Source organism: Serratia sp. 22264 (assembly GCF_052045345.1).
GTDB classification, from domain to species: Bacteria; Pseudomonadota; Gammaproteobacteria; order Enterobacterales; family Enterobacteriaceae; genus Serratia; species Serratia plymuthica.
Window position 1 is genome coordinate 1423963 of the sequence record NZ_JBQEOY010000001.1, and the last position, 16065, is coordinate 1440027.

At 54.2% G+C, this 16065-nt stretch carries 14 protein-coding genes; 7 read left to right on the forward strand and 7 right to left on the reverse strand.

Features of this window, described 5'->3' with window-relative positions:
- The first annotated feature begins 51 nt into the window (after window positions 1–51).
- From ACTJJ1_RS06580 to ACTJJ1_RS06595, 4 genes are all read left to right on the forward strand, one after another.
- The gene (locus ACTJJ1_RS06580) at window positions 52–1002 is read left to right on the forward strand and encodes a 2-hydroxyacid dehydrogenase (RefSeq protein WP_440832864.1); all 951 of its coding nucleotides are present in this window, start codon (window positions 52–54) and stop codon (window positions 1000–1002) included.
- Window positions 1003–1193: 191 nt separating this feature from the next.
- On the forward strand, window positions 1194–2501 hold the full coding sequence (locus tag ACTJJ1_RS06585) for an MFS transporter (RefSeq protein WP_037432944.1): 1308 nt from the start codon (window positions 1194–1196) through the stop codon (window positions 2499–2501).
- An 88-nt stretch (window positions 2502–2589) separates the two neighbouring features.
- A complete protein-coding gene (locus ACTJJ1_RS06590) occupies window positions 2590–3324 on the forward strand; it encodes a MurR/RpiR family transcriptional regulator (RefSeq protein ID WP_004944736.1) in 735 nt (244 codons plus the stop codon).
- A 136-nt stretch (window positions 3325–3460) separates the two neighbouring features.
- Window positions 3461–4897, forward strand: a complete 1437-nt coding sequence (locus ACTJJ1_RS06595) for a 6-phospho-beta-glucosidase (RefSeq protein ID WP_006325472.1) — start codon at window positions 3461–3463, stop codon at window positions 4895–4897.
- 570 nt (window positions 4898–5467) lie between these two features.
- Here the strand turns inward: ACTJJ1_RS06595 and ACTJJ1_RS06600 are convergent.
- The 3 genes from ACTJJ1_RS06600 to ACTJJ1_RS06610 form a co-directional block, all read right to left on the reverse strand.
- Window positions 5468–6955 carry a PhoPQ-activated pathogenicity-related family protein gene (locus ACTJJ1_RS06600; protein ID WP_440832867.1) on the reverse strand — a complete coding sequence of 496 codons (1488 nt, stop codon included), beginning with the start codon at window positions 6953–6955 and terminating at the stop codon, window positions 5468–5470.
- Window positions 6956–7219: 264 nt separating this feature from the next.
- On the reverse strand, window positions 7220–7972 hold the full coding sequence (locus tag ACTJJ1_RS06605; protein ID WP_440832869.1) for a hypothetical protein: 753 nt from the start codon (window positions 7970–7972) through the stop codon (window positions 7220–7222).
- A gap of 31 nt (window positions 7973–8003) precedes the next feature.
- Window positions 8004–8768, reverse strand: a complete 765-nt coding sequence (locus ACTJJ1_RS06610; protein ID WP_440832871.1) for an N-acetylmuramoyl-L-alanine amidase — start codon at window positions 8766–8768, stop codon at window positions 8004–8006.
- 441 nt (window positions 8769–9209) lie between these two features.
- Between ACTJJ1_RS06610 and pcaH the strand changes: the two genes are divergently transcribed.
- The 3 genes from pcaH to ACTJJ1_RS06625 all read left to right on the forward strand — a co-directional run bounded on the left by pcaH (window position 9210) and on the right by ACTJJ1_RS06625 (window position 11594).
- Window positions 9210–9938: a protocatechuate 3,4-dioxygenase subunit beta gene (gene pcaH, locus ACTJJ1_RS06615; protein ID WP_004944742.1), complete on the forward strand. Its 729-nt coding sequence runs from the start codon at window positions 9210–9212 to the stop codon at window positions 9936–9938.
- Complete coding sequence (gene pcaG / locus ACTJJ1_RS06620; protein WP_006325474.1) at window positions 9938–10561, forward strand: protocatechuate 3,4-dioxygenase subunit alpha; 624 nt, start codon at window positions 9938–9940, stop codon at window positions 10559–10561. The genes pcaH and pcaG overlap by 1 nt, the downstream gene beginning before the upstream one ends.
- A 97-nt stretch (window positions 10562–10658) precedes the next feature.
- Window positions 10659–11594: a LysR substrate-binding domain-containing protein gene (locus tag ACTJJ1_RS06625; protein WP_202290435.1), complete on the forward strand. Its 936-nt coding sequence runs from the start codon at window positions 10659–10661 to the stop codon at window positions 11592–11594.
- On the opposite strand, the gene pcaC is transcribed toward ACTJJ1_RS06625, so the two are convergent.
- The 4 genes from pcaC to ACTJJ1_RS06645 all read right to left on the reverse strand — a co-directional run bounded on the left by pcaC (window position 11591) and on the right by ACTJJ1_RS06645 (window position 16026).
- On the reverse strand, window positions 11591–11980 hold the full coding sequence (gene pcaC / locus ACTJJ1_RS06630) for a 4-carboxymuconolactone decarboxylase (RefSeq protein WP_440832874.1): 390 nt from the start codon (window positions 11978–11980) through the stop codon (window positions 11591–11593). The two genes, ACTJJ1_RS06625 and pcaC, sit on opposite strands and share 4 nt — an antisense overlap.
- Window positions 11973–13337, reverse strand: coding sequence for a 3-carboxy-cis,cis-muconate cycloisomerase (locus tag ACTJJ1_RS06635; RefSeq protein WP_202290434.1), 1365 nt, complete (start codon window positions 13335–13337; stop codon window positions 11973–11975). Before ACTJJ1_RS06635 ends, pcaC begins: the two co-directional genes overlap by 8 nt.
- 144 nt (window positions 13338–13481) lie before the next feature.
- Window positions 13482–14660 (reverse strand): 4-hydroxybenzoate 3-monooxygenase, encoded by a 1179-nt coding sequence (locus tag ACTJJ1_RS06640; protein WP_004944749.1) that lies wholly within the window; start codon window positions 14658–14660, stop codon window positions 13482–13484.
- Between the two features lie 10 nt (window positions 14661–14670).
- Window positions 14671–16026, reverse strand: a complete 1356-nt coding sequence (locus tag ACTJJ1_RS06645) for an MFS transporter (RefSeq protein WP_440832876.1) — start codon at window positions 16024–16026, stop codon at window positions 14671–14673.
- Window positions 16027–16065 lie beyond the last annotated feature (39 nt).

Here is a 16065-nt window from a genome sequence, read left to right on the forward strand (position 1 = left end):
AACCGCTTTGATAACAACAACGAAACCATGGTGTTTTCTGAACAGGTAAAAATGATGACCGATATCCCCAATGACGTATTGTTGATCGCCCCGCTAATGGACAGCCTGCTTGCCCGCCTTGAGGCCAACTTTGTCGTGCACCGTCTCTACGAACAGGCCGACCCGGCCGCTTTCCTGGCGGCCAATGGCGGAACCCTCACCGCGCTGGTCACCCGTGGCGATATTGGCGTTGCTACGTCGGTACTGGAACAACTGCCGAACCTGGGGCTGATTGCCGTTTTCGGCGTGGGCACCGACGCCATTGACCTGAGTTATACCCGGCAGCGCGGCATCGCGGTCACCATTACCTCCGGCGCACTGACGGAGGACGTGGCGGATATGGCGCTGGGGCTGCTGCTGGCAACCGCGCGCCAGCTGTGTCACTACGACCGTTTTGTGCGTGAAGGCCGCTGGCTGCAGGAAGCGCCGGGCCTGTCGGTGCAGGTCAGCGGCAAGCGCCTCGGCATTTTTGGCATGGGCAACATCGGCCGCGCCATTGCCCAGCGCGCTGCCGGTTTCAACATGCATATTCAATACGCCAGCCACCAACAGGATGGCGCACTACCCTATGCCTACTTCCCCGATCCCCTCTCCCTGGCGCGGGAAAGCGACTTCTTTGTTATCGCCATTTCCGGCGGCAAAGACAGCATCGGCCTGGTGGACAAGACGATCTTCGACGCGCTGCCGCCGCACGCGCTGGTGATTAACATTGCCCGCGGCAGCATCGTTAATGAACAGGATCTGATCGATGCCCTGCGCAGCGGCGCCATCGCTGGCGCCGGGTTAGATGTCTACGCCGACGAACCCAGGGTGCCCGCCGCCTTGATTGGCATGAACAACGTGGTGCTGCAACCCCACGTCGCCAGTGGCACGCACGAAACCCGGCAAAAGATGAGCGACATCGTGTTCGCCAACGTCAGTGCCTATTTCAGGCACCAGCCTCTGCCCAACGCTATCGAATAATTAACAGGTTTTACTCATTTTGAACGACAGAACCTTATTTATACCCTATGAATTTCAAGCTGCAGCTAGGCGGCCAGCTCGCTCATCCCCAGGCGCTTACTCCGGTAAGTAACTGGGGTGAACGAGTGCAGCCAACAACGCTGCGGCTTGAAAGGCGACGGGTATACCCACGCCCGCAAAGAGAGATCGCTATGGATAATAAAATCCCCAACACCCGCTGGCTGCGGGTTATTGCCCCGATCCTGATCGCCTGCATTATTTCTTTTATGGACCGGGTTAATATCAGTTTTGCGCTGCCCGGCGGCATGGAAAGTGATTTGGGCATCACCAGCCAGATGGCCGGCCTGGCCAGCGGCATTTTCTTTATCGGTTACCTGTTTTTGCAGGTGCCCGGTGGGCGCATCGCGGTTAACGGCAGCGGCAAACGTTTTATCGCCTGGTCTTTGTGCGCGTGGGCGGTAGTTTCGGTAGCCACCGGATTTGTCACCAATCACTATCAATTGCTGGTGCTGCGCTTTGTTCTGGGCATTTCCGAAGGGGGCATGTTGCCGGTGGTGCTGACCATGATCAGTAACTGGTTCCCGGAGAAAGAACTGGGGCGCGCCAACGCTTTCGTCATGATGTTCGCCCCTCTTGGCGGCATGCTTACCGCGCCTATCTCCGGTGCCATCATCAATCAGCTCGACTGGCGCTGGCTGTTTATTCTCGAGGGGGTGCTGTCGCTGCTGGTGCTGGCCGTCTGGTGGCTGTTGATCAGCGATCGACCGCAGGAGGCGCGTTGGTTGCCGGCACGCGAGCGTGAATATCTGATAACCGAATTGGCGCGTGAACGCCAGGCACGCAGTAAAGCGCAGCCGGTCAGTAATGCCCCGCTGAGAGATGTGTTTCGCAATAAAGGGTTGATGAAGTTGGTGCTGCTGAACTTCTTTTATCAAACCGGCGATTACGGCTACACCCTGTGGCTGCCCACCATCCTGAAAAATCTCACCGGCGGCAATATGGCCTCGGTCGGATTTCTGGCCATTTTGCCCTTCGTCGCCACGCTGCTGGGGATTTACCTGATTTCGGTACTCACCGACAAAACCGGCAAGCGCCGCCTGTGGGTGATGGTTTCACTGTTCTGCTTCGCCGCCGCGCTGTTGGCTTCGGTAGTACTGCGCCATAACGTGGTGGCGGCCTATATCGCTCTGGTGGTCTGCGGATTCTTCCTCAAGGCCGCTACCAGCCCGTTCTGGTCGATGCCTGGCCGCATCGCCTCGGCGGAGGTAGCCGGCGGCGCACGCGGCGTGATCAACGGTCTGGGCAATCTGGGCGGTTTCTGCGGGCCTTATCTGGTGGGCGTGATGATTTATCTGTACGGCCAGAACGTCGCCGTTTGCGGGCTGGCCGTCTCGCTGATTATCGCCGGTATTATCGCCTGGCGGCTGCCGAAGGAGTGCGATCTGACCGGGTCCGAACCGGCACATGACGCCCTGCTGGAAAAGGCTAAACGCGCCTGAAAAGCAACGGAAACCACGAGCGGGCTACGGCAAAATTTGCTATGTTAGCCCGCTGATTAAGCTCTGTTGCCACTAGCCGGATAAGTCTATGTTTACCCATAAAGCAATCGCCGAACTCAACGCGCTGGAAATGATGGTTTATAACTACGTCATCAAAAACAAGAACCCGGTGATGTACATGACGATCCGCGAACTGGCCGAGGCCGCTGGGGTGTCGACCACCACCGTGTTGCGCTTTTGCAAGAAAATGGGGTGCGAGGGGTATTCCGAATTCCGTATCCGTTTCAAGCTGTATCTGGAACAGGCGGAAGTGGCGCCGATGGATTTTGGCACCAGCGAAATCATCAGCTTTTTTAAAAGCATCAACAACGACGAATTTAATCAGCAAATCGATCAGGCGGTGCAGCATATCGCCGCGGCGGAACGCATTATTTTCGTCGGCGTAAGCACCTCGGGCGCGTTGGGCAGATACGGTGCGCGTTTTTTTTCCAACGTCGGGAAATTCAGCACCCATATTGACGATCCTTATTACCCGATCAACAGCGATATGTATAAAAGCGCGGTGGCGATTATGCTTTCGGTCTCCGGCGAAACCGAAGAGATCCTGCGTCTCGCCAGCCAGTTCAGCCTGCATCATTGCAAAATTGTCAGCATCACCAACAACGAAACCTCGTCGCTGGCAAAAATTGCGGACTTCAACCTCTCCTATCACGTCCCCCAACAGCTCATTGCCGGCCAACATAATATCACCACCCAGATCCCGGTCATTTACATTATTGAAACCATCGGCAAGCGGCTGGGGAATATTAACGCCGCAAAATAAAACAGCCTGTTTTTTTAATGTGACAAGTTACCGAAGCGGTAATTTGTTATATCGTGACATTTAATTCCAACTTGCTACTCTATTCTCAGACGCTAACAAAATAGCCTTTCATTAATAAACGAATGAGAATCCAACAATGAAACAGCAACAGTTACCGAAAGATTTTCTGTGGGGTGGCGCCGTCGCCGCGCACCAGGTTGAAGGCGGTTGGGATCAGGGCGGTAAAGGCCCAAGCATCGCCGACGTACTGTCGGGCGGCTCGCACGGCGTGGATCGCGTGATGACCGATGGCGTGTTGGAAGGCTATAGCTACCCGAACCATGAAGCGGTGGATTTCTACGGCCGCTATAAGCAGGACGTGGCGCTGTTTGCCGAAATGGGCTTCAAATGCTTCCGCACCTCAATAGCCTGGACGCGCATCTTCCCTAAAGGGGATGAGCTGGAGCCGAACGAAGCCGGCCTGCAATTCTACGACGATCTGTTTGATGAACTGCTGAAATACAACATTCAGCCGGTGATCACCCTGTCCCACTTTGAAATGCCTTATCACCTGGTGAAGGAATACGGCGGCTGGAAAAACCGTCAGGTGGTGGATTTCTTCGTGCGTTTCAGCGAAGTGGTGCTGCGCCGCTATCAGCACAAAGTGAAATACTGGATGACCTTTAACGAGATCAACAACCAGAGCAACTACCAGTATCCGCTGTTTGGCTACTGTTGCTCGGGCGTGGTGTACGGCGAAGAACAAAATCCGGAGCAAACGCTTTATCAGGTATTGCACCATCAGTTCGTCGCCAGTGCGCAGGTAGTGAAACTCGGTCACCAGATTAACCCGGAGTTCAAGATCGGCTGCATGCTGGCCTGCGTGCCCTTCTATCCGTTCTCCTGCAAGCCGGACGACGTCATGTACAGCGTCGAGGCGATGCACCAGCGCTACCTGTTTACCGACGTACAGGTGCGCGGTTACTACCCGTCTTACCTGCTGCGCGACTGGCAGCGCAAGGGCTTCCAGATTGAAATGCAGCCGCAGGACGAGCAAACCCTGCGCGAAGGTTGCGCGGACTACATCGGTTTCAGCTACTACATGAGCAATGCTTTGCAGGCGGATGCGCCAAGCAGCAGCGACGCCATGTTCGGCTTCCCGGGCAACGTGCCGAACCCGTACGTTAAAGCCTCCGACTGGGGCTGGCAGATTGACCCGGTTGGGCTGCGTTATTCGCTGAACGTGTTGTATGAACGCTACCAGAAACCGCTGTTTATCGTTGAGAACGGTTTTGGCGCCTTTGACAAAGTAGAAGCCGACGGCCAAATCAACGACGACTACCGCATCGACTACCTGAGCGCGCATATCGAGCAGATGAAGAAAGCGGTGATCGAAGACGGCGTAGATCTGATCGGTTACACCCCGTGGGGCTGTATCGACTGCGTGTCCTTCACTACCGGTGAGTACGGCAAGCGTTACGGATTTATCTACGTCGACAAACATGACGACGGCACCGGCACCCTCGAGCGTTCGCGCAAAAAGAGCTTTGACTGGTACCGCAACGTGATCGCCAGCAACGGCGAGCAGCTTTAAAAATCACGGTTTTTTTATGAAAATGCGAATGAGCCACAGCGATGTGGCTCATTTTTATTGGAGTTTTGTGTAGTTAGTTCTCCCTTTTTCAGGTGGTCTTTAAAATATACAGATAGCCTTTGCCCCTGAATAATCATCTAAAACTGACTTTACTTAAAGTCAGTGTATGATTGTCCTTATCTATGGATATATAGAAATAAGGTAAAACTTCATCTTTCCTCGTCCATTTTTCAGACGCCCCATCATGCGATGATACTTTGTACCCTAAAGTGATTAGGTGTTTTTTGACATCTGACAAAATTGCATTATCACTGTAGATAATACTACTTTCTCTTGATTGACCACCATCCTGAGCTATAAATGTAAAATAATACGATACATCCCATTTTGGCGCTGATCAGATATCTTTGTCTGTGTATAGATAATATGCCCATATATTTGACTTTGTATATAAGCTGTTTACCGTACCGTTATAACCTGTTACCCATGTGCCCGGTTTAAAGTGTTACCTATGTGACCGGTTCATACAACTCCGCCCCCTTTTTACGCCATTAGCTGTCGCAAGCGAAGCTACTGCTTAACTAAAGCAGGAATCAGTCCTCGTCCGGGAAGAGTCTGACAGGCTGCACCTTTCGACGGAGGCGCTGTTTCCGGATATTTCCCATCCGGTGTAATATAGACTTGGGTTGTAGCCACATAGCCATCGCTGAACGTTGCCTCAAGGTAGGTTGCCTGCCATCCGCTGTCTGGTGACGTCAGCGGAATGCTAAGCGTCTCACCGCCGCTGGCCAGACTGACAGGAGCTGAACTGTATTTCACATCACAGGCATAGCGAAAATCCCTTGCTGCGGGGTTCCTGGCTGTCCAACGTAAAATGCTTGTTGGCTTTTCTGAAAAACTCACCGTCAGCACTTTTTCCTCATCGTCGTTGCCCTGCACTTTTTCTGTGATTTCAGGAAGCTTTCGTTGTTCCTGAAAACGGTTAACAAAGGTAGTCAGCGACTGTTCCGCAACCGATAGAACTCCGTTATGCGTTGAATTTGGCACAACCCGCAGGGATTTTGAGCCAGGTAACTGGTTATAGTAAAAACGACTGTTGTCCGGGACATAGAAATCATCACCGCTGGCATTAATAATATATTTATCAATATTCAGACGGCTGCCCAGATCGGTATTCCGATAAGCCAGCGGGTCTTCCAGCGTCATCAGTCTGGCAAATTCATTCGTACCAATCTGCTGGTCAATCTCCTGTTTATAGTAGGGATAAAAGGCTATCGGCCAGTTTTTTCCATATGACTGATACATGTGTTCAAGAGATTTCTTGGTACCCAGTAGATCCAGAACAAAAGGAACAATGGCATTGACATCCGGGTCCGACAGTGCTGCCAGCCATGTGGCCCAGCCACGTTTAGAGGCGCCGGTGACAATAAATTTTTCTATATTCTGTTGTCCAAGTTCTTTCTTCGCCAACCGGAAAACCTGCGATATCGACGCGGACATAGGAATATGCAGGGATGCGTCCTGATATTTTTGCGTGTCGCCGATAAATAGTTTCCAGGAATGCGCCACACTGTCATCTTCAGCCAGCGGTTTGTTAACGCCCTGATAATTAAGCGTCTGATTAGGAACGTTACTGACAGATATCACAATAGTTCGAGTGGCGGCCGCAATACGTGTAAGTTCTTCCCCATTAAAATCTGTCGGCTCCACAGAGTTGCCTGAACCATCATTGTTGCTGCCATTATTAACAACAACAAGGGCATTTTTTTCCCTGGCTGAATCAGGAATATAGATATCTACCTCATGCTCCCAGCGTGGCGGAGACACGATGCCTTGTGGAGACCATGACTGTGAGCTCAGCTTATATTTCTGTAGCATAACCCCGTCGAGTTGTTTTTTCTCCTGAAGAGAATACTCGAGAGGAAGCGAGGCAAGTAATATCCGATAATCAGAAATAACATGCGTCAGATCTGCATTTTTACACTTTCCTGCCGAGGATAATGCCAGGCAGGCCGGTGAGATAAACAACATTGCAAGATATAATGCTTTAACTTTCATCAGAAAAATCCTTTTAAGGGATGCGTAAAAACAAAGTTACCATTCATCCGGAACCGGTTCACGTGGTTCCTTGATATTTGTCAACCCGCGCCCGAACAATGGCTTCGATTTCTGCGTCGACATTACCCTGATATCGTCCGCATTGCACAGCAAGCGCTTTTCGTGTATATCATCACGTCACCGGGTCTGGTGAGCATTTTAATGCACGCCAGACCCATAGTTTTTTCATTTTTCATATAACAACGGCTAAGCATTTCTTAATGCCTATTTCCACAACCTATCTTTTATTATTTTATAATTCTCGGCAGTTAACGCATCATACTTCCAGATAAATAAGCCGCCAAGATTAAAGTCCAACACCTGATCGATAAAGTAATTTAAATTCCAGTCAGTCAGACCTCTTGTTGTCAGAGCGAGAATACATCTTTTATTTTCCGCACCATGCTTTAGCGTTCGTTTTAAAGCAGGTATAACATTGTCGATAATATCATCCTTACTCCACATTGCGGAGGCATAACAATAGTGGATAATTCTGTCGCATTGTCCAGACAGAATAACTTTCTTTACCTTATCGTTTAGATTAGCACCATTAGTTGTTTCGGGATGGTTGTAAGAATACCCAGAAATAAAACCAAAGCTCGTCTCTTTCTGACATGTCTTTAGTTGTTTCATTGCATCAACGACTAAATCAATGTTCATATTACATTCATCGTCAAAATCCACGCCGTCCCAACCCTGACTTTTTGTAGCTTCCGCGATCCTTAATACTTCCTCTTTATTTGAAGGCTTCCCTTCAGGGGAGCATCCCCCTCCTCCATATACCCATAGAGTTTTTCCTTTAAAATCGGGGGAATTTTCAGGCTTGCTTTTCTTCTCCGGACTCCATCCGGGATTAGTCGATGTTCCTGTCGTTAATCCGTCAAGGTTGGTCACCATTCCATACATCATCACTTCGAATTCAGGAAGTGGCTTATCAGATAGTGACTGGCTCCAACCGCCAACAATAAATTTATTCATAATGTTTGTCTCCTTGTAAACTATCTGATCTTCATGGTTTGTATTTTTCTACCAGCGCATAAATGACCGCAGCAGTTTCAGCATCCATCTTCCCGCTGTAATTGCAGGGACGAAAATGCAGTTGAAATGCCCGAATTAACTGGGCATAACCTGCTTCACTTCCCGAACCTGAGGTGTCGTAGCCATATCGTTTCAACTTTTCTATAATGTCATCTTTCGGAGGTAAAGTTTTGCAAAACTGCTTAACGTATTTATCTTTTGTTTCTTCATCAAACCACGCTCCAATTCCGGAATCGTAAAGCTCTTTCCAGGGAAAGGCTGAGCCCGGGTCGCTTTTTCTTCCCGGGGAAATATCACTGTGCCCGACGACATTGACAGGAGTAATATCCGGATAGCGTTGCAGAATGTTTGCTGCCAGCGCCTTTATTGCCTCAATTTGTATTGGATTATAGGGCGGGAATGTAAATACCCCGTTATGATCTGTGGCTAAATTAACAGTCTCAATCCCGATGGCTGTATCATTAATATTACTACGCCCAGCCCATGAACTGACCCCGGCATGCCATGCGCGTTCATTCTCATCAACCAGGTTAAAAATACGCATATCTTTAAAACCAGCGTCAATATACGTTTTATCCGAAGGGTCTGGGACAAGATAGTGGGCACTGACAGAGGGGCCAGTCAACGCCAGGATCGACTCACTGAAATTAAGCGCGGTATAATGCATTACCAGAAAACGGACTCGGCGATTAAATCCTTTCACAGAACGATAGCTATTATAGTCAACCTGATACATATAGACTCCTTTCATATGATAAAATTATGAATTCCAATTTATTGGACGGCATAACCAGAAACGCTAATTAAATCCGCCCTGGTCGTTATTTATACAGCGGCTTGCGTATGCTTATGTAAATCGCTTCGTAAAGTTGTCTAATTTTTACTTGCGTGAGCTCTGTTCTTACTGCCCAGCAAGAACTTTGATTGGCACCGCTGAGTGATCGCCAACAACAGCGAGCCTTTGTCACCATACATTCCCGCTTGGGGCCACTCTCCGTCTCTTTATTATGCTCATCACATAACCTCAGGTTATGTAAAACACCGCTAAATTTCACTTTATCGTAACACTTCGGCTTGCGTAGACTCAGTGTGGGGACAGGGTTTCTCCCCTTCGCGCTGACATAACAACAAAACAGATCAGCCCTTTGTATCCTGCCTATGCCATGAGGATTTCCGCATGAGCCAGATAAATGAACTGTACCATCGCAACTACGATCGGCACCCGCCGGCGCTGGTGCCGGAATATAAAACCAGCGTGCTGCGTTCGCCGAAGAACGCATTGATCTCGCTGCAAAATTCGCTATCAGAAATCACCGGCCCGGTGTTCGGCCAGCATGAACTGGGGGCGCTGGATAACGATCTTATCCTTAATTACGCCAAACAGGGTCTGCCTATCGGCGAGCGTATTATCGTGCACGGCTATGTGCGCGACGAAAACGGCCTGCCGTTGCGCAATGCGTTGGTAGAAGTGTGGCAGGCCAACGCCGGCGGGCGTTACCGCCATAAAAAGGATCAGTATCTGGCACCGATAGACCCTAATTTCGGCGGTTGCGGCCGTATGCTGACCGACGATAACGGCTATTACTTCTTCCGCACCATCAAGCCCGGCCCCTATCCGTGGCGCAACCAGGTCAACGACTGGCGCCCCGCCCATATTCATTTCTCGCTGTCCGGCGACGCCTTCGCCCAGCGGCTGATCACCCAAATGTACTTTGAGGGCGATCCGCTGATTGCCAGTTGCCCAATCGTCCGCGCCATCAAAAATGACGATGCGGTGCGCACGCTGATCGCCGGGTTGGATAAAACCGCCTCGATTCAACTGGACAGCCTGGCTTATCGCTTCGATCTGGTGCTGCGCGGCCACCGCGCTACGCTGTTTGAAAACCGTCTGCAGGGGAAAGCATAATGCCGCAACAGTATCTGCCGGAAACGCCGTCGCAAACCGCCGGGCCTTATGTGCACATCGGCCTGGCCCCCTTTGCCGCCGGCTTCGATATCTTTGAAAACAACTTTAATCACGTGCTGACCCAGCCGGAAACCCAGGGCGAACGTATTACCCTCGAAGGCCGAGTGTTCGACGGCAGCGGTTCGCCGATCCGCGATGTGCTGCTGGAAATCTGGCAGGCCAATGCGCACGGCCGCTACAACCACCCGGGTGATCAGCAGCACGAGAAGCCGCTGGACAGCGCTTTTCGCGGTTGGGGGCGCAGTTGTTCGGATTTTGAAACCGGCCACTATCGCTTTGAAACCATCAAACCCGGCGCAGTTTGCGGGCGTGACGGCCGCCTGATGGCGCCGCACGTTAATCTTTGGATCGTCGCGCGCGGCATCAATCTTGGTCTGCACACCCGGGTGTATTTTGCCGACGAAGATGCCGCCAACCAGCAAGATCCGGTGCTGAATCTGATCGAACTGGAAGTCCGCCGTAAAACGCTGATTGCCCATCCCGAGCGCCGTGGCGACGAGTTGGTGTACCGTTTTGACATTGTTATTCAGGGCGACCGCGAAACGGTATTCTTCGACCTGTAATTCCCGCCACCGCTGCGGCCGCAAAAATCTGCACATCAGTGTAAATATGCGGCCGCCGTCACTTGTTGCCACAGGGGAAAACTCCCTACACTGGGGCATGAAAAAAGCCAATTTATTTATGCAGCGCATGCGTTTGCGCCACATCAACGGGTTCGTCGCGGTGGCACAGGAGCGATCGCTGAGCCGTGCCGCCGACAAACTGAGCCTGAGCCAACCGGCCCTGTCGAAAACGCTGAGCGAACTGGAAGCCTTGACCGGTAATCGCCTGCTGATACGCAGCCGGCAAGGAACCCGCTTGACCGAACAAGGCGAACAATTTTTGGGGTATGCCAGCCGGGTGCTGGAGGCGTTGACCGCCGCCGGACACGCGCTGGACAGGTTGGATGACGCACCGGCGCGGGTGCTGCGCATCGGCGCACTGCCGACTACCGCGCTGGGCATGCTGCCGCAGTCGATTGGCCAGTATCAGCAGGCGCACCCTTATTCGCGTATTCAGGTGATCACCGCCAAAAATACCGAATTGCTGACGCAGCTCAAAGCCGGCGACATTGACGTGGCGATTGGCCGCATGGCCGAACCGGAAATGATGAGTGGGATTGCCTTCGAACTGCTGCTGTTGGAATCCTTGCTGATGGTGACACGCCCTGGGCATCCTCTGTTGAGCGAGACCATTACCCTTGAGCAGGCGCTGAGCTATCCGGCCATTTTGTCGCCCAAAGGCACGGTGCCGCGCCACAATACCGAGAACCTGTTATCCACCCAGGGATTCAGCCTGCCAGGCCAATATATCGAAACGCTATCCGCTTCTTTGGCGCGCCAGATGACGTTGCAATTTGACTATGTGTGGTTTGTGCCTTCGAGCGCGGTTAAAACCGATATCGCCGCCGGACAGCTTATCCCCTTGCCGCTGCCTACTCAGGGTATGGAGGAAGCGGTGGGCATTTTGAGCCGTAACGACGGCGAACTCAGCGATGCGGCGCTGGCGTTTATCGCCACCGTGCGCCGTCTCGCCAACGCCACGCGTTCCGCTTAGCCCGCTTCGCGGTCCTGTTCGGCGAATACCTCTTCCGCCAGGTGGAACGCCGAGTTTGCCGCCGGCAGGCCGCAGTACAGCGCGCTTTGCATCAATACTTCTTTGATCTCCTCGCGGGTCACGCCATTATTCGCCGCCGCTTTCAGGTGCATGCGCAGTTCGGCTTCGCGGTTAAGGGCGATCAACATGGAAATGGTGATCAAGCTGCGGGTGTGGCGTGCCAGCCCTCGCCGGGTCCAGATTTCACCCCAGGCGTAGCGGCTGATAAAGTGCTGAAACTCCTCGTTTAACGGGCTGAGCCGGTCAAGACTGCGATCAACGTGTGCATCTCCCAGCACGGCCCGCCGCACCTCAATGCCCTGCTGATAACGTTGCTCATCATTCATATCGTTTTGCTCCTGCGGTTAACGGGGATGCCTGTTCCAGCACCCGTTGAGTAAATGTCTGCGCGCTGCCGAGGTAATGCTGCGGATCCAGCAACACGGCCAGCCGCTGCGGGGTTAAATGGGCCATTACCCTGCTGTCTTCCAGCAAGACGTCGAGCAACGTCCGTTGCTGCGCCAGCGCCAGATGGCACTGTTTTTCAATAAGCTGATGCGCCTGCTGGCGGCCGATAGCTTCGCCCAACGCCATCGTCACGGCTTCGGCCATGATCAACCCACCGGTTAACTTCAGGTTATGTTGCATCTGCTGCGGGAACACCTGCAAACCGGCGATCAGATCGCCCGCCGTGTGCAATGCGCCCGCCGCCAACATCACCAACTCCGGCAAGCTTTCCCACTCGGCGTGCCAACCGCCCAGGCCACGTTCATGTTCCTGCACCATAGCGGCATGCAACCCGCCGACCAGCGCCGGAACCCGGTTGGCCGCCGCGAGGATCACCGCGCAGGCCACCGGATTGCGCTTATGTGGCATGGTGGAGGAACCACCGCGCCCTTCTGCCGCCGGTTCGGCGAGCTCCGCCACTTCGGTTTGCATCAGCAAAGAGATGTCTCGCGCCAGTTTGCCCAGCGTGCCGGTTAAACCGGCGTACCAACCGGCAATCTCCAGCAGCCGATCGCGCTGGCTGTGCCAGGGCGTATCCGCCGCGCTCAGTTGCAACCGCACGGCCAATGCGGTCACCAGCAGATCACCTTCTTCACCCAGTGACGCCAACGTCCCCGCCGCGCCGCCCAGTTGCAGCGCCAGCACCCGCGAGCGCATTTCATCGAGCCGCTGCCGGTAACGCAGCAAAGCATCCAGCGTACCGGCCAACTTTAGCCCCAGCGTGGTCGGCAGCGCGTGTTGCATCCAGGTGCGCCCAACCAGCACGCAATCCTGATGCAGAGTAATTTGTTGTACCAGCGCCGCCATCAACCGGTTCAGATCCTCTTGCGTGAGGGTGATAGCCTGCCGCAGTTGCAGCATCAAACCGCTGTCGATAGCGTCCTGACTGGTCGCTCCCCAATGAACAAAGCGTGCGGCGCCGGCATCGCGCTGCGCGACCAAGGCCGTGAGTTGCTTCACCAGCGGGATGGCCAGATTGCCGGCCTGCGCCGCCGCCTGCGCCAGCGCGGCGCTGTCTACTAAATGACTGTGGCAACAGGCGGCGATATGCTGCGCAGCCTCTGGCGGAATGATCCCCAGCCCGGCTTGCGCCGTAGCCAGCGCCGCTTCGAAATCCAGCATGCCCTGCAACGTGGCGGCATCGCTGAAACATTCGCTAACCGCTGAAGACCGCAACAACGGCGTCAGTAATTCCATAAATTCTCCGACCTAAAAGGGGCTTTTTCCGATGATGGCGCGGCCCAAGGCAGGGTGCAAGAGCGATAAACGCTGCTTTGGGCGATAATCGAAACATTGGGCATCTTTCTGCTGCCTGCTGCGTTTTTTGTGATCCCGGTGGGGTCAGTTCATCTGAAAAGGCGAGCCGACGTAATTTTCCGCCAGCACCGTCATGGCGCTGCGCGACTTGACCGTATATTGCAGTTCCGACAGCTGCAGCCGCTGCTGGAATGGGCTGCCGTCAGGATGGGTGTGCAGCATGTTGGTCATCCACCAGGAAAAATGCTCGGCGCGCCATACCCGCTTGAGGGCATCGTCGCTGTAGCTGTCCAGCCGCCGCCAGCTTTTGCGCAGATAAAACGCCTCCAACGCTTGCGACAGCAGGCAGACGTCCGCCATCGCCAGGTTTAACCCCTTCGCCCCGGTCGGCGGCACGATATGTGCGGCATCCCCCGCCAGCAGCAGGCGTTTGCAGCGCATGGGCTCGGTGACAAAGCTGCGCATGCCGACCACGTTTTTCTGGAAAATACGGCCCTTTTTCAGCGACCAGCCGTCGTGATTTTCCAGCCGGGTTTCCAGTTCATTCCAGATTCGATCGTCCGACCATTGATCGACGTTTTCGGTCGGATCGCACTGGAAATACATCCGCTGCACGCCTGCCGACCGGGTGCTGATCAGCGCAAAGCCCCGCGCGTGCCGGGCGTAGATTAATTCATCACTGGAAGGCGGCGCCTCCACCAGAATGCCGAACCAGCCGAAGGGATAAATCCGAGTGTAATCCTGGCGCAACCCACCGGGCATCGCCGCCCGGCTGATACCGTGAAACCCGTCGCAACCGATAACGAAATCGCAGCTTAGCTGCCGTTGTTCGCCGGCGTGGCGGTAATGAACCTGCGGCCGTTCGCTGTCCAGCGCCTGCAATGATACCTGCTCGACCTCAAAATAGAGCTGGGCCTGCGCCGCTTGTCGTGCGGCTATCATGTCCTTCAGCACCTCGTGCTGGGCGTAAACGGTGATCGCCCGGTCAGTGAGCTCGGTGAGGTCTATCCGGTGCTGTTGCCCGCCAAACGCCAGCCGAATGCCGTGGTGCTGCACGCCTTCTTTGCGCATCCGTTCGCCGAGCCCGGTTTGGTTCAGTAAATCTACCGTGCCCTGCTCGAGCACCCCGGCACGAATAGTGGATTCCACCGCCTGCCGGCTGCGAGTCTCCAGGACCACGGACTCAATACCCTGCAGATGCAGCAGGTGCGATAACATCAATCCGGCGGGGCCTGCGCCGATAATGGCGACCTGTGTACGCATGCTTATCTCCTTACAGCGCTTTGTTGAGCGAGCCGGACAGCTCCGGCGTTCGGCTGGAAAAGTGTTTGATCATCAATGCCACTGCGGCAACCAATGCGGGAATGGCCAGCAGAGTGAAAATGGTGCTGAACGACAGGTGCATTTGCATCAGCACCCCGCCGCTCATGGCGCCTAGGATGCCGCCGAAGCGCCCCAACCCCAGCATCCAGGCCACGCCGGTCGCCCGCCCCTGGGTCGGATAAAAACCGGCGGCCAGCGCCGGCATTGAGGACTGCGCCCCGTTCATGCAGGTACCGGCGATAAATACCGTCACCGCCATCAGCACCGGATGGGTATAAACGTAACCAATCGCGCAGACAAACAGCCCGGTCAGCAGATAGCCTACCGCCACCACCTTGTGGGGGTTCATTCGGTCCATCAGCCAGCCGATGATCAGCACGCCAATGCCGCCGCCCAAAGGAAACAGTGCGGTAATCAGCGAAGCCTGGCGGATGGAGGCGCCGGTTTCGCGGATCAGCAGCGGCAACCAACTGGTCAGCAAATAGAAAATCATCAGGCCCATAAAGTAGGTCAGACACAGCATCAGCGTGCCCATCAGATAGCGTGGGGAGAAAATCACGCCCAGCGCCGATTTCGCCTTCACCTGGCCGCTTTCACTCAGGGTAAAACGCAGCGATTCCGGCAAATTGACCGGTGCTATGCGCTTGAGCACCGCAGCGATACGTTCGCGCGGGTAACCGTGCACCACCATGAAACGGGCGGATTCCGGCAAGGCGACAATCAATACTACCGCCAGTAGCAGCGGCATTACGCCGCCCAGCACCATCACGCTCTGCCAGCCAAAGTGCGGGATCAACCAGGCGGAAACGAAACCGCCCATGGAGGAACCGAGCGGGAAGCCGCAGAACATCAGGTTCACCAGCAGCGCACGTTTACGTTCGGGCGCATATTCCGACATCAGGGTGGCGGCATTCGGCATCGCCGCCCCCAGGCCCAGTCCGGTTAAAAAACGCAGCAACGTCAATATGGGCAGTGAGGTGGCAAACGCTGTCAGCAGGCTGAAACCGCCAAACAGGATCAGCGACATCACCAGCACCTTTTTGCGGCCAATGCGGTCCGCCAGCGGCCCGGCGGTCAGCGCGCCCACCGCCAGCCCCACCAGTGCGGCACTCATCACCGGCCCCAGCGAGGTTTTCTCAATCCCCCAGTCCTGCACCAGCGAAGTGGCGATGAAACCGATGATCGCAGTATCGAATCCGTCCAGCGCCACCGTTAAAAAACACAGTATCAGGATCATCCACTGATAACGGGAAAAGGGCTTGGCATTGATAAACGACTGAATTTCTAAGGTGTTGTGATCGGACATTGGCGTTTCCTAAGTTGGCCTGGCGACATAAGCCCGGCG